Source organism: Nocardia yamanashiensis NBRC 100130, assembly GCF_001613325.1.
Taxonomy (GTDB): domain Bacteria; phylum Actinomycetota; class Actinomycetes; order Mycobacteriales; family Mycobacteriaceae; genus Nocardia; species Nocardia yamanashiensis.
In genome coordinates, this window is sequence record NZ_BDCD01000022.1 from 1 (window position 1) to 12,737 (window position 12,737).

Here is a 12,737-nt window from a genome sequence, read left to right on the forward strand (position 1 = left end):
GATAGACATGGGCGTACGCGTAGGCGTCGTCGGCGCGACCGGTCAGGTCGGCGCCGTCATGCGGAAGCTGCTGGAGGAGCGCGACTTCCCGGCCGACGAGGTGCGGTTCTTCGCGTCCGCGCGCTCCGCCGGCAAGACCCTGCCGTTCCGCGGCAAGGACATCGTCGTGGAGGACACCGAGACCGCCGATCCCACCGGGCTCGACATCGCGCTGTTCTCCGCTGGCGCCACCATGTCCCGCGTGCAGGCCCCGCGCTTCGCCGCGGCCGGCGTCACCGTCATCGACAATTCCTCGGCCTGGCGCAAGGACCCCGACGTCCCGCTGGTCGTCTCCGAGGTGAACCCCGAGGCCACCCGGAACCTGGCCAAGGGCATCATCGCCAACCCGAACTGCACCACCATGGCCGCCATGCCGGTGCTCAAGGTGCTGCACGACGCGGCGGGCCTGCAGCGGCTCATCGTGTCCAGCTACCAGGCGGTTTCGGGCTCCGGCCTGGCCGGCGTGGAAGAGCTGGCGACCCAGGTGCGCGCGGTGATCGGCGATGCCGAGAAGCTGGTGCACGACGGTTCCGCCGTGGACTTCCCGGCCCCGAACAAGTACGTCGCCCCGATCGCCTTCGACGTGATCCCGCTCGCGGGCGCGCTGGTGGACGACGGCTCCGGCGAGACCGACGAAGACCAGAAGCTGCGCAACGAGTCCCGCAAGATCCTGGGCTTGCCCGACCTGCTGGTCTCCGGCACCTGCGTGCGCGTCCCGGTCTTCACCGGCCACTCGCTGTCCATCAATGCCGAATTCGCCGAACCGATTTCGGTGGAGCGCGCCGAGGAACTCCTCGCCAAGGCTCCCGGCGTCAAGCTGGTCGACGTCCCCACCCCGCTGGCGGCCGCCGGTATCGACGAATCCCTCGTCGGCCGCATCCGCCAGGATCCGGGCGTGCCGGACGGTCGCGGACTGGCGCTGTTCATCTCCGGCGACAACCTCCGGAAGGGCGCGGCGCTCAACACCATTCAGATCGCCGAGGTTCTGCTGCAGAACCGCTGAGGTAACACAGCCGAAAATCGGGCCGCTCTATCCACAAGGATTGAACGGCCCGATTTTCATATTTGCGTTGAGTTTCCAGGCTATAAGTTGGTCAATCGACCCAAAGTTCGGCACAGGGGAGGGGGCGGAGATTTGCCCCGAGTTGTCCATTGATGGTCACTTCGATGGAGTGCGGGCGCAAATGCGCCGCCAGCCGCTCCGCAATTGCGCGGTCGGCGCGGTAGTCCAGGATCATGCCGCCCGGAAAACGCAGGCGCACATGAACTTCCGTGGTTTCGGGGGTGGTCGTCATCGTGGTGCTGCCCGATGGGCGGATTGTCCTTTCGGCAACCGTGAGTAGCGGGTACCTTCACGTTCCAGACGAGCCTTGATGCTTTGCACCGTCGGCCCGCCGGCGGAACTGGAATACTTGGTGGCCGTGACGGCTGTAGCCGCGAACCACATTGCCGCACCGCCGATTCCGGCGCCTAGAAGGAAGAAGAAGAGTTCGCCGGGCATGGCCACCTCTTGTCGTCGGATTGGTTCGACGGGTCCTCTACAAACGTTAAACACAGAAAAATTGCGGTGCAATAAGAAAAATCCATGTTCCATACTGTGCGCCGTAAGCTCGCCTGGTCTGGAATCCTTGTCGGCAGATCCCATCGGGAAGGAGAAGGGCATGGGAGACATCGGCGAAACAAGCGGGCGGTGACGGCCGGGAAAGCCGATCAGGCAGAAGGAGTTTGACCCGGTGGCCGAAAGTACCCTTGGGGCACGGGTAGCGGAGTTACGCCGGAGACGGGGACTATCGCAGAAAGAGTTGGGCGCGGCGATCAGGCGCTCGGAAAGCTGGGTGTCACAGGTCGAGCGGGACGTGCTTCCGGTGGAGCGCCTTTCGGTGTTGCAGCGGCTGGCGGACGTGCTCGGCGTGGCGGTACGAGATCTGCGGCCGGAAGCGGCCGAACCGATGGCCGACCACCGCGGTGACGGGCATCGACCGGGCTCGGCCGTCTTCGAGCAGCTGCGCTTGCTGCTCACCGGACATCCGGCGCTCGAGCAACTCTTCGGCGACGAGGTCGATCGCGAGTCGGCCGACGTCCTGCCGGAGCTGCGCGAGCGAGTGGATCTCGCCTGGCAATTGGCACACGAATCCAGGCTCGTCGAAGTGGGCAGCAGTCTGCTGGAACTGATTCCGGATCTGGAGCACGCGGCGCGCACGTCGTCCAAACGGCCGGAGGCGCTGGCCTTGCTGTCGCGCGCCTACCAGGTCGCGGCGACCGCGTTCACGCGGCAGGAGGAAGTCGACGCGGCCTGGGTCGCGGCGGATCGGGCCCTGTCGGCGGCCGAGGAATCCGGTGACCCGCTCAGCGTGGTGGCCGGGACCTACCGCATGGCACAGGCTTTCCTGCGCTTGCAGCGATTGGAGCAGGCCGGGCAGGCGGCCCGGGTGTCGGCCACGGCACTCGCGCCGCAGGTTCGCGACGAGGCGCGCTGCCGTCCGGAAGTGCTGTCGCTCTACGGTTCCCTCCAGCTCATGCTGGCGGTGATCGCGGCGACGGACGGCAATCGCACGGCGGCGCGCGCGGGTTTGTCCGCGGCGCGGCATGCCGCCGAGCGACTAGGCGAGGGCCGCAATGATTTCGACACCGAATTCGGTCCGACCAGTGTCGCCGTGCACGCGGTGGCGGTGGCGGTCGAATTGGGTGATGCCGGAGAGGCGCTCGACACCGCCCGCACGGTGGACGCGTCGGTGCTCTCGCCGGAGCGGCAGGCTCGATTCCTGGTCGACGTGGCTCGCGCGCACGCGCAGCGACGGCAGGCCGGGGAAGCCTTGGACGCCTTGCTCACCGCCGAACGGTTGACCCCCGAACTCGTGCACAACGATCATCGAGCGCGGGAGGTGGTGCGCGATCTATTGCAGTTCGCGGGCCGCAGACCCGCGGACGAGCTGCGGGACCTGGCGGGTCGCGCGGCCGTGACACCCTGACCCCGGGTCCGCCCGCGGTCACGTGCGGCGGGCGGACCCGGTGGTCAGCGGATGCCCGGCGTGCGTGGATCCGGGCCGACGCATGCCACCAGCACGCAACCCGGCGGCGCGTCGGTGAAGGGCGCGCGCAGCGGCAGGTCCAGGCAGGACAGCAAGGTGCAGCCCGGATAGGCGGCCGGGCCGATGCCGAAGATCGCCAGCGCGATATCGGTGTTGTAGTACTTGCTGCTGTCGAAGGTGGAGGCCGGCTCGACGTAACCGCCCGGATCGGGGATCGGGGGGTCGTCGAAGGCGGCGAAGAGCTGCCGGAAGAACTCGTAGGCCGGTTCCACGCTGTAGGTCAGGATCCCGGTCGGGCCCTGCGTGGTGTGCACGCCGAACACGCCGGTCCACACCACCATCAGGTCCAGACCGGGCACGATGAAGACGTGCTGCAGCCCGAAGCCCGACATGGCATAGGTGCCGGCGGGCATGAAGTCCGGGTTCTCCGCGCAGTCGGGGCCGAGCCAGAACAGATAGCCGTAGCAGCTGTTGTGCTCGGATTCGGCGGTGGCGCGGCGCAGATACTCGCTGGACACCACTTGCTCGTCGCCCCAGCGGCCCTGGTTGGCGACCAGCATGCCGAGCCGCGCCAGATCGTCGGGCGGGATCAGCAGATGCGCGTAGCCGTAGGTGTGGCCGGATCGATCCCGCGCCCAGTAGTAGTCCTCGCGCGCAATGCCGATGCGCCCGAACAGCTCTCGTTGCGCGAACTCCTGGAGCGGTTCGCCTACCGCCAGCTCGATCACATACGACAGCAGGTCCACATTGCGCTGGCTGTACTGGAAGGCGGTGCCCGGCGGATCCTCGAACGGCACGCCCAGGGCCTGCACCGCGCTGAACGGATCGACCGGCACGATCGCCGTGATGCCCTCGGTCACCACGCCGACCCGCAGCCCGGAGGTCTCGGTGAGCAGGTTCTCGACGGTGATCGCGCGGTGCTCCGGATCGCCGAGGCCGGGCGGCAGATAGCGGTCGATGGGCGCGGCGATATCGAGTTGCCCGCGGTCCCAGGCGATTCCGGCGAGCAGCGAGACGATGCTCTTGGTGACGCTCCAGACGTTCCAGGGGATTTTCCCGGTCTCGGCATTGGTTGGCCCGGCGCCGATCAGGCAGTTGTGGCGGAAGACCTGCACGTTCAAGCGATTCCGGCTCGCCGCGAAGTTCAAGGCCGCGGTCAGTCGCGCGGTATCGAGTCCGGCGTCCTCGGGCGCGGCCCGCTCGAATTGGCGTCCGGTCGGTTCGGAGCACCGGAATTCCGGCGTCGTCGCGCCCGCGAAGCCGCCGCCGAAGATCACGCTGCTCATTGCCAAGGCCACCGCCACCGCGCCGGCCAACCCCCTGCGCTTGCGCAACATGCGTTTCAGGCTAACCGGCCGGTTCGCTGAGCAGCGGTCGAACGAGTGCTCGCCGCGTGGCGAAATGCGATCGGGCAGAAGAAATATGGCCCGGCAGCAGAAAGCCGCCAGGCGGGGGGAGTCCTGGCGGCATTCGCTCGCAGCGTGGCTGCGAAGTGAGCGCCGACGCCCAACAAGCGCCTCTCGGCGAGTGGTCGTTCGAAACGACAGATGGGGTGCGGCCCGGGGCTGTTCCGACGCCGGCAATGTGTCTCAACGGCGACCCCCGCGGATGTATTCCGGACCCCCGGGTGTGATGTGCGTGACGCCGTCCGGGTGCCTCGGAAACCGGGGTGTGCCGTGTCACCCGCAGCGTTTAGCATTCGCAACGAAGGCGCACATGCCGATGGGGAGAGCGCGCACACCGATGGGGGAGCTTTGAGCGACGATCCGGCGATCACCGAACTGCTGGCGGTCCTGGACCGCAATCCCGAACTGCTGCCCCTGCGGGTGAGCGTCATCGAACTGCTGCTCTCGAATGGCCGGCACACCGAAGCGCTGTCGCACTGCGCGACCGCGCTCGCGCAGGATCCGCACCACGCTCAGGCCACCGCACTGCTCGCGCGCTGCACCGCCGCTTTGACCGGCGCGGCCACCCCGAGTCCGGTATCCGCGAGCCCGGCGGCCGTGACCACGCCACCCGTCGCCGGGGGATCCGCGCCCGGAACCACCCCGTCCGGAACCGAATTCGCGGGGGAGGAAGCCGACGTGCCGCCGGGCGCGGACCGGAATCCGCCGGCGCAGCGCGGCGCCGGCTACGACTGGGACAAGGCCGAGGAGCAGGTCGGCGACATCATCGCGCCGTCGTTCGTGAACGAGCAGCCGGTGCTCTACGCCGAAGGCGATGTCGGGCTGTTCGAACGTCCCAAGCTGACCCTCGCCGATGTCGGCGGCATGGACGCGGTGAAGCGGCAGCTGGAACTCTCGCTGCTGGGCCCGATCCGGAATCCGGAGCTGGCCAAGGCTTTCGGCACCAGTGCGCGCGGCGGCCTGCTGCTGTACGGCCCGCCCGGTTGCGGCAAGACCTTCCTGGCCTCGGCGGTGGCGGGCGAGCTGGGCGCGAACTTCTACGCCATCGATATCGCCGACATTCTCGATCTGTACGTGGGCCGCAGTGAGAAGAACCTGCAGCAGGTCTTCCAGACCGCCCGCCGCAAGGCCCCGTGCGTGCTGTTCTTCGACGAGATCGATGCCCTCGGCCACAAGCGCAGCCAGCTGTCGAACTCCTCCAGCATGCGCACCACCGTGAATCAGCTGCTCACCGAGATGGATTCGATGACCAGCGACAACGAGGGCGTGTACGTCATCGGCGCCACCAATCATCCGTGGGATGTGGATGTGGCGCTGCGCCGCCCCGGCCGCTTCGATCACATGATCCTGGTGACCCTGCCCGATGCCGAGGCGCGCGCCTCGATCCTGCGGCATCACCTGAGGGACCGTCCCGTCGCCGGCATCGACCTGAATGCCCTCGCCGTCCGCACCGACGGCCTGTCCGGCGCGGATCTGGCGCACGTCTGCAAGTCCGCCACCCAGTTCGCCATGGCCGATTCCATCCGCTCCGGCACCGTCCGCCCGGTCACCATGGCCGATATGCAGCAGGCCCTGTCCCAGATCCGCCCGAGCACCGGCGCCTGGTTCGAATCCGCCCGCAATGTGGTCGAATTCGCCAATAACGACGGCACCTACGACGAGCTGGCCGCCTATATGAGACAGCGGAACATGCGCTAGACAGCAGGATCTCGACGAATGAGCGCACAGCTCGACAAGGCCCGCACGCTGGCCGAGCTGGGCCGGCTGGAGTCCGCCCGCGGCGTCCTGGCCGAAGCCCTGGCCACCGAACCCGACAATGCCGATCTGCTCGCGGAACTGGCCAACACCCATCTCCGCCTGAGCGACTACCGGCAGGCCCTGGACGTGAGCACGTCCGCCCTCCGGCACGCCCCCGACGACACCTACGCCTGGCGCGTGCGCGCCCTGGCCGAATTGCAATTGGCCCGCGCCGAAGGCAATTCCGCCCGCGCCCGCGAGCACCGCACCGCGGCGATCGCGGCCGCCCGCCGCGCGTGCGAACTGGAGCCGAAGTACGCCGACAACCACCGCGTACTGGCCGCGACCCAGCGCGACACGAACCCGAAAGCGGCCCTGTCGTCCACCGGCCGTGCCCTCGAACTCGACCCCGACGACATCTCGGTCCATCTCCTGCGCGGCATGATCCTGCGCGAGAACCTCCTGCAACCGGACCGCGCCGAACCCGCCTTCCGCAAGGTCCTGGAACTCGACCCCGAACGCGTCGAAGCCCTCTACCACCTGGCCCTGGTCGAATGGGACCGCCGCAATTACGCGGTGGCCGAACAGGAATTGCGCCGCGTGGCCCAACTGGATCCGGTCGCCTACGCCGACGCCGTGCGCGGCCACCTGCCCAAACTCGCCGCCGACGCCCGCCGCGGCGGCAAACCCGAAACCACTTCCGGCGGCAGGCGTTTCGCCCGCTGGGCCGGGGTAGCCGCGGCATTCCTCGTGATCCGCCTGGTGATCGCCGCCACCGACAGCGACTCACCCGCCGACCGCCAGCACTACACCCCCAACCCGGCCATCCCCTCGAACTACTACCGGCCCCCCACCTTCTACCAACGCCCCAGCTTCCCGGCGATCCCGACCATCCCCCCGGACCTGGAGAAGTACTTCACTTCGAATGTGCCGCGCCCACCGGCCCGCCCAACAGCGCCCGCCGCCCCGGCCACACCCCGGGCCACCGTCCCCGCCGGCGTCAATCCCTTCCAGTGAACGACAGCGGAGAGGAAGGACGACAACGCGAATCCTGGCCGGGCCGGAGCGTGGACATGCAGTCTGACGTGCGAGAATGGTCTTTCTGGAATTATTCCAGAAAGTTTTCTTGACTAATTCCAGAAAAGGGAGCAGGGTGGTTGGCATGCACTCCGGATACGACGCACGGGAGCAGTTGCGGGCCGTTGGCCTGCGGGTTACCGCTCCCCGGGTCGCGGTGCTGGACGCGGTGGCGCAGGCCCCGCATTCGGATGCCGACGGGGTGGCTGTGAAGGTGCGGGAATCGCTCGGGTCGGTTTCCACGCAGGCCGTTTACGACGTGTTGAAGGCTTGCGTGGGAGCCGGGCTGCTGCGGCGGATCGAGCCGGCGGGCTCGCCGGCGCTGTACGAGGCCCGCACCGGGGACAACCATCACCATCTGGTGTGCAGGAGCTGCGGGACGGTCGTGGATATCGACTGTGCCGTCGGCGCCGCGCCCTGCCTGGAACCCGATCGGTCCCACGGCTTCGTGATCGACGAAGCCGAAGTTGTGTTCTGGGGGCGCTGCCCACGTTGCCAACTCACCTAAAGGAGGCTTCGCATGACGACTGCCGGTAAGACCAAGCCGACCACCACCAATACCGGTATCCCGGTCTCCAGCGATGACGAGTCGCTGACCGCGGGCGCACAGGGGCCCATCCTGCTGCACGACCACTACCTGATCGAGAAGCTGGCCCAGTTCAACCGCGAGCGCGTACCGGAGCGCATCGTGCACGCCAAGGGGGCCGGCGCTTTCGGCGAGCTCGTGGTCACCGGTGACGTCAGCGCCTACACCAAGGCGAAGCTGTTCCAGCCGGGTGCGCGCACCGAGTCGCTGGTGCGTTTCTCCACGGTCGCCGGTGAGCAGGGCAGCCCCGACACCTGGCGTGATCCGCGCGGTTTCGCGGTGAAGTTCTACACCACCGAGGGCAACTACGACATCGTCGGCAACAACACCCCGGTCTTCTTCATCAAGGACCCGATCAAGTTCCCCGACTTCATCCGGTCCCAGAAGCGCCTGCCCGGCAACGGACTTCGCGATCACAATATGCAGTGGGACTTCTGGACCCTGCGCCCGGAGACCGCGCACCAGGTGACCTGGCTGATGGGCGACCGCGGCATCCCGAAGACCTACCGTCATATGGACGGCTTCGGCTCGCACACCTACCAGTGGGTCAATGCCGCCGGTGAGCGCTTCTGGGTGAAGTACCACTTCAAGACCGATCAGGGCATCGAGTTCCTGACCCAGGCCGAGGCCGACGAGATCGCGGGCAAGGACGCCGACTACCACCGGCGCGACCTGTTCGAGGCCATCGAGCGCGGCGACTTCCCGAGCTGGACCCTCAAGGTGCAGGTCATGCCGGTCGCCGAGGCGGAGGGCTATCGCTTCAACCCGTTCGACCTGACCAAGGTCTGGTCGCAGCAGGACTACCCGCTCATCGAGGTCGGCCGCTGGACGCTGAACCGCAACCCGGGCAACTTCCACGTCGAGATCGAGCAGGCCGCCTTCGAACCGTCGAATCTGGTTCCGGGCATCGGCTTCTCGCCCGACAAGATGCTGCTGGGCCGCGTCTTCGCCTACGCCGACGCGCACCGCTACCGCATCGGCACCAACTACGCGCAGCTGCCGCCGAACCGCGCCAAGGCCGCCGAGGTGAACTCCTACTCCAAGGAGGGCCCGATGCGCTACGACTACAACCCGGCGGATGTGCCGGTCTACGCACCGAATTCGTTCGGCGGCCCGCACGCCGATCCGGAGCGCGCCGGTGACGAGGGCAAGTGGGAGTTCGATCCCACCATCGTCCGCGCGGGCTACATCCAGCACGCCGAGGACGGCGACTTCACCCAGGCGGGCACCCTGGTGCGCGAGGTCCTCGACGACGGCGAGCGAGATCGCCTGGTGGGCAATGTGGTCGGGCATGTGCTCGGCGGCGTCCGCGAGCCGGTGCTGAGCCGCGTCTTCGAGTACTGGAAGAGCGTCGACACCGAACTCGGCAAGCGCATCGAAGAGGGTGTTCGCGCCGGGCTTTCCGCCTGAGCCTCGGAGCGAAACCGGATGGCCCCCACCACTTTCGTGGTGGGGGCCGTCTTCATTCCCGGAGCAGCGCGTCGGTCAGCCGCTCGGCGGCCGGCTGATCGAGCGGTTCGTTGCCGATCAGGAAGCGGTACCAGAACAGGCCGTAGAACTGGTCGATGATCAGCGCGAGGTCCGCGCCGGCGCTCAGTTCGCCGCGCTCCTGCCCGCGGATCAGCAAGGCGCGCACCGCCGCCCGCCGTTGCGCGGTGAACGTCTTCACCAATTCCGCCAATTGGGGATCCGAGGCCGCTTCCCGGACCAGCGTGCGCAGGGTCGACGCGGTCGTTTCGTGCTGTGCCCCGGCGAAAGTCGAGCCGATGATGCTCAGCAGGTCACCGCGCAGCGACCCGGTATCGGGAGTCGGCACCTCCTCGGTCGCCAGCTCGGTCAGCGCGTCGAGCAGTACCGCGCCTTTGGACGGCCACCATCGGTAGACCGTCTGCTTGCCGACCCCCGCGGTCTTCGCGATGGTGTCGATGGTGATCGGCGCACCCCCGGATTCGGCGAGCAATCGCCGCGCCGCATCCAGAATCGCCTGGTGCGCTTCCTCATTGCGCTTGCGCCCGGTGTGCGCCCGCTCTCCCATGCCTGCCCTTCCCTGTGACTCAACTCACCGCTTTGTCGAGACTAAAAGTCTCGATAACTCTGTTGTCGAGACTGACGGTCTCGTAATAATAGACGGGACATCGCAGAGGAAGGCAGTTCGCAATGACCACAGCACAGCGCGTCGTAGTCATGGGTGGCAGCTCCGGCATCGGCGAGGCGACCGCCGCCGCCTTCGCCGCCGAGGGCGCGGAGGTCATCATCACCGGGCGTTCCCAGGACAAGCTGGACGCCGCCCGCGCCCGCATCGAAGGCAAGGTCACCGCCCACCGCGTGGACGCCGCCGACCCGGCCGCCGTCACCGAATTCTTCACCGAGACAGGACAGTTCGATCACCTGGTGATCTCGGTCAGCGGTTCGTCCGGCGCGGGCGGTTTCGCCGATCTGGACCTGGACGAGCTCGTCGCCGGGTTCGACGGCAAGTTCTGGCCGCAGGTCCGAATTCTCAAAGCCGCACTCCCGCACCTGAATCCGCGGGGCTCGGTCACCCTGGTGACCGCCGCGTCCGCCCGCGCCGCCTTCGTCGGCAGCGCCGGTCTGGCCGCCATCAACGGCGCCCTGGAGGCCATGGTCCCGCCGCTGGCCGTAGAACTCGCCCCGCTGCGCGTCAACGCCGTCTCGCCCGGCCTGGTCGACACCCCGTGGTGGGACCGGGTGCCCGAGGCGCAGCGCCGCGAGCTCTTCGACGGCATCTCCGCCGCCACCCCCGCCGGCCGCCCGGGCCATCCGGACGAAATCGCCCGCGCCATCCACATGCTGGCCCACAACCCCTTCATCACCGGCCACGTGCTGGAGGTCACCGGCGGCGCGACCCTGGCCACCGGCCGCTGAAAACCGTTCCCTCAGTAGGTTGATGGGCATGCTCGATCCGCTCACCGCCGCGTCCGCCGAATCCGCGCCGCCGCGCCGCGCCACCTGGTTCGAACTCTTCGGCGATCTGGTCTTCGTCGCGGCGGTGGGGCAGATCATGCACCGGGTCGGCGCACACCCGGACGCCGGTGCGGTGGCCGCGGCCGCGGGTCTGTTCGTCCCGCTGTGGTGGGCGTGGGTGCTGTACGCGGTGCACGCCAATCGCGCGGACCGCGACAACACCGCGCACCGCCTGCTCACCACCGCCGGATTGACCGGTGTGGTCGGCATGGCGGTGTTCGCGGGCACGGTCGGGCACGACACCGCCATGGACGCCGGATTCGTCCTGTCCTACCTGGTCGCGCGGGCCGGCGTGGCCGCGCTGTACGGCTGGGACACCCGGCGAAAACCCGTGCTGCGCCCGGTGTTCGGCGTCTTCGCCTCGGTCTCCGCCCTGACCGCCGTCGGCTGGCTCGGCGGCCTGCTGCTGGACGCGCCGTGGCGCTACGTCGTGTGGAGCATCGCCATGGTCGTGGAACTGGTGCTGCCGCTGCTCGCCGGACCCCGCCTGGCCCGGGTCGAGCAGGAACCGGAGCATCTGCGCGAACGCTTCGGGCTCTTCACGATCATCGTGCTCGGCGAGGCGGTGCTCGGCTTCACCAACGGCCTGGTGGAGGCGCGCACCGCGGGCTGGGCGGTGGTGACGGGCGCGGCGGCGTTCGCGCTCACCGCCGGCCTGTGGTGGTCGTACTTCAATGCCAGCAGTACCCGCGCGGGCGCGCACACCCAGCTGGCCCGCGGCGGGCGACTGCTGAACATCTACGTATTCGGCCATCTGCCGGTGCAATTGGGCCTGGCGCTGACCGGTGCGTCCATGAGCATCGCGGTGGTGGGCGGCGGCAGCCATCTGAACGCCACTTCGGCCGCGTGCATCATCGGCGGCGTCGCCCTCTACCTGCTGGCGGTCGCCGCCGTGCGCGCGGCCTTCACCGGCCTGCGCGAGCGTGTGGTGCTCATCCGATTCGCCACCGCCGCACTGGTATTGGCCCTGCTGCCGGTCGCGGTGCACGTCCCGGTCGCGGCGCTGCTGACCGCACTGGCCGCCCTGATGGCGGTGTCGGCCGTGGCCGAGACCTCGGCGCACCGCCGCCGAATGCGCAGCGCGGCAAAGTGATCCGGCCGGCGGTGCCCGCTCAGGGCCGCTGGGCGTCGAGACCGTCCAGGATGAGCCCGATCTCGTGGTCGAAGACATCGTCGCGGGCCTTGGCCGAGTCGATGCCGAGGTGCGCCAGATAGCGCTTGTGCAGGCGCGGATACGGTTTGGACATCTCCACGGACGTGGCCATGATCTGTTCCATCCACTGCTGCTCGGTGAGTCCGCTGCGGGCCACGGTGGTGAGCATGGCGGCTTCGGTGGTGCCGGAGCCGATGAGATAGGCGAAGATCGCGTTCGAGGCGCGATCAGTGGCGTCTTCGCTGAAGCCGGCCGTCTCCAGCACCCCGAGCATGGCCTCGGACATGCGCATGACGTTCGGGCCGAGGTAGATGAGCCCGGCGGTGCTCAGCACGACCGAGATCCACGGATGGGCCAGCATGGTGGCGCGAACGCTGCTCGCGATGCCCTTGAGGTCCTCGCGCCAGTTGTCGGCGACGTACTCGGTGGGCAGGCGGATCTCCCCGAACACCTGGTCCACCACCAGTTCGAGCAGCTCCTCCTTGTTCGCCACATGCGTATAGAGCGAGGTGGCCCCGGCATTGAGACGCGTCCCGAGCCGCCGCATGCTCAGCGCTTCGAATCCCTCGCTGTCGAGTAGCGCGATCGCCTCGGCGATGATCTGCGCCCGGCTCAGCGTGGGGGAGTCGCGCCGCTGTCGCTGGGGCCGGGCCCATACCGTCGCGAACTCCTCGGCCTTGGCTGCCATGGCCATTCCTCCTTCGTCTGCATCAGCATAACCGCTGCTA

12 protein-coding genes are annotated in these 12,737 nt (G+C 68.3%); 8 read left to right on the forward strand and 4 right to left on the reverse strand.

Features of this window, described 5'->3' with window-relative positions:
• Positions 1–7 precede the first annotated feature (7 nt).
• Positions 8–1,042: an aspartate-semialdehyde dehydrogenase gene (locus NY1_RS25525; RefSeq protein WP_067718432.1), complete on the forward strand. Its 1,035-nt coding sequence runs from the start codon at positions 8–10 to the stop codon at positions 1,040–1,042.
• A 91-nt stretch (positions 1,043–1,133) separates the two neighbouring features.
• On the opposite strand, the gene NY1_RS25530 is transcribed toward NY1_RS25525, so the two are convergent.
• A complete protein-coding gene (locus NY1_RS25530; protein WP_067718435.1) occupies positions 1,134–1,334 on the reverse strand; it encodes a hypothetical protein in 201 nt (66 codons plus the stop codon).
• A 438-nt stretch (positions 1,335–1,772) separates the two neighbouring features.
• Between NY1_RS25530 and NY1_RS25535 the strand changes: the two genes are divergently transcribed.
• The gene (locus tag NY1_RS25535) at positions 1,773–3,008 is read left to right on the forward strand and encodes a helix-turn-helix domain-containing protein (protein WP_067718438.1); all 1,236 of its coding nucleotides are present in this window, start codon (positions 1,773–1,775) and stop codon (positions 3,006–3,008) included.
• Between the two features lie 44 nt (positions 3,009–3,052).
• On the opposite strand, the gene NY1_RS25540 is transcribed toward NY1_RS25535, so the two are convergent.
• Positions 3,053–4,405 (reverse strand): serine hydrolase domain-containing protein, encoded by a 1,353-nt coding sequence (locus NY1_RS25540; protein ID WP_067718440.1) that lies wholly within the window; start codon positions 4,403–4,405, stop codon positions 3,053–3,055.
• Between the two features lie 417 nt (positions 4,406–4,822).
• On the opposite strand from NY1_RS25540, the gene NY1_RS25545 reads away from it, so the two are divergent.
• The 4 genes from NY1_RS25545 to NY1_RS25560 all read left to right on the forward strand — a co-directional run bounded on the left by NY1_RS25545 (position 4,823) and on the right by NY1_RS25560 (position 9,284).
• Positions 4,823–6,172 (forward strand): AAA family ATPase, encoded by a 1,350-nt coding sequence (locus NY1_RS25545; RefSeq protein WP_067718443.1) that lies wholly within the window; start codon positions 4,823–4,825, stop codon positions 6,170–6,172.
• Positions 6,173–6,190: 18 nt separating this feature from the next.
• Positions 6,191–7,228, forward strand: coding sequence for a tetratricopeptide repeat protein (locus NY1_RS25550; RefSeq protein ID WP_067718446.1), 1,038 nt, complete (start codon positions 6,191–6,193; stop codon positions 7,226–7,228).
• Between the two features lie 145 nt (positions 7,229–7,373).
• Positions 7,374–7,796, forward strand: coding sequence for a Fur family transcriptional regulator (locus tag NY1_RS25555; RefSeq protein WP_067718448.1), 423 nt, complete (start codon positions 7,374–7,376; stop codon positions 7,794–7,796).
• Positions 7,797–7,808: 12 nt separating this feature from the next.
• Positions 7,809–9,284 (forward strand): catalase, encoded by a 1,476-nt coding sequence (locus NY1_RS25560; protein WP_067718451.1) that lies wholly within the window; start codon positions 7,809–7,811, stop codon positions 9,282–9,284.
• A 52-nt stretch (positions 9,285–9,336) separates the two neighbouring features.
• On the opposite strand, the gene NY1_RS25565 is transcribed toward NY1_RS25560, so the two are convergent.
• On the reverse strand, positions 9,337–9,909 hold the full coding sequence (locus tag NY1_RS25565; protein ID WP_067718454.1) for a TetR/AcrR family transcriptional regulator: 573 nt from the start codon (positions 9,907–9,909) through the stop codon (positions 9,337–9,339).
• A 122-nt stretch (positions 9,910–10,031) separates the two neighbouring features.
• On the opposite strand from NY1_RS25565, the gene NY1_RS25570 reads away from it, so the two are divergent.
• Both NY1_RS25570 and NY1_RS25575 read left to right on the forward strand, forming a co-directional pair.
• A complete protein-coding gene (locus NY1_RS25570; protein ID WP_067718457.1) occupies positions 10,032–10,757 on the forward strand; it encodes an SDR family oxidoreductase in 726 nt (241 codons plus the stop codon).
• Between the two features lie 28 nt (positions 10,758–10,785).
• A complete protein-coding gene (locus NY1_RS25575) occupies positions 10,786–11,949 on the forward strand; it encodes a low temperature requirement protein A (RefSeq protein ID WP_169815398.1) in 1,164 nt (387 codons plus the stop codon).
• 19 nt (positions 11,950–11,968) lie between these two features.
• Here NY1_RS25575 and NY1_RS25580 read toward each other — a convergent pair whose 3' ends face one another.
• Positions 11,969–12,697, reverse strand: a complete 729-nt coding sequence (locus NY1_RS25580; RefSeq protein WP_067718975.1) for a TetR/AcrR family transcriptional regulator — start codon at positions 12,695–12,697, stop codon at positions 11,969–11,971.
• Between the last annotated feature and the right edge of the window lie 40 nt (positions 12,698–12,737).

Coding starts and splice junctions, on each gene's coding strand:
- NY1_RS25555 (WP_067718448.1), top strand. CDS start 7,374: ATGCACTCCGGATACGACGCACGGGAGCAGTTGCGGGCCGTTGGCCTG.
- NY1_RS25550 (WP_067718446.1), top strand. CDS start 6,191: ATGAGCGCACAGCTCGACAAGGCCCGCACGCTGGCCGAGCTGGGCCGG.
- NY1_RS25530 (WP_067718435.1), bottom strand. CDS start 1,334: ATGACGACCACCCCCGAAACCACGGAAGTTCATGTGCGCCTGCGTTTT.
- NY1_RS25540 (WP_067718440.1), bottom strand. CDS start 4,405: ATGTTGCGCAAGCGCAGGGGGTTGGCCGGCGCGGTGGCGGTGGCCTTG.
- NY1_RS25560 (WP_067718451.1), top strand. CDS start 7,809: ATGACGACTGCCGGTAAGACCAAGCCGACCACCACCAATACCGGTATC.
- NY1_RS25575 (WP_169815398.1), top strand. CDS start 10,786: ATGCTCGATCCGCTCACCGCCGCGTCCGCCGAATCCGCGCCGCCGCGC.
- NY1_RS25565 (WP_067718454.1), bottom strand. CDS start 9,909: ATGGGAGAGCGGGCGCACACCGGGCGCAAGCGCAATGAGGAAGCGCAC.
- NY1_RS25580 (WP_067718975.1), bottom strand. CDS start 12,697: ATGGCAGCCAAGGCCGAGGAGTTCGCGACGGTATGGGCCCGGCCCCAG.
- NY1_RS25570 (WP_067718457.1), top strand. CDS start 10,032: ATGACCACAGCACAGCGCGTCGTAGTCATGGGTGGCAGCTCCGGCATC.
- NY1_RS25525 (WP_067718432.1), top strand. CDS start 8: ATGGGCGTACGCGTAGGCGTCGTCGGCGCGACCGGTCAGGTCGGCGCC.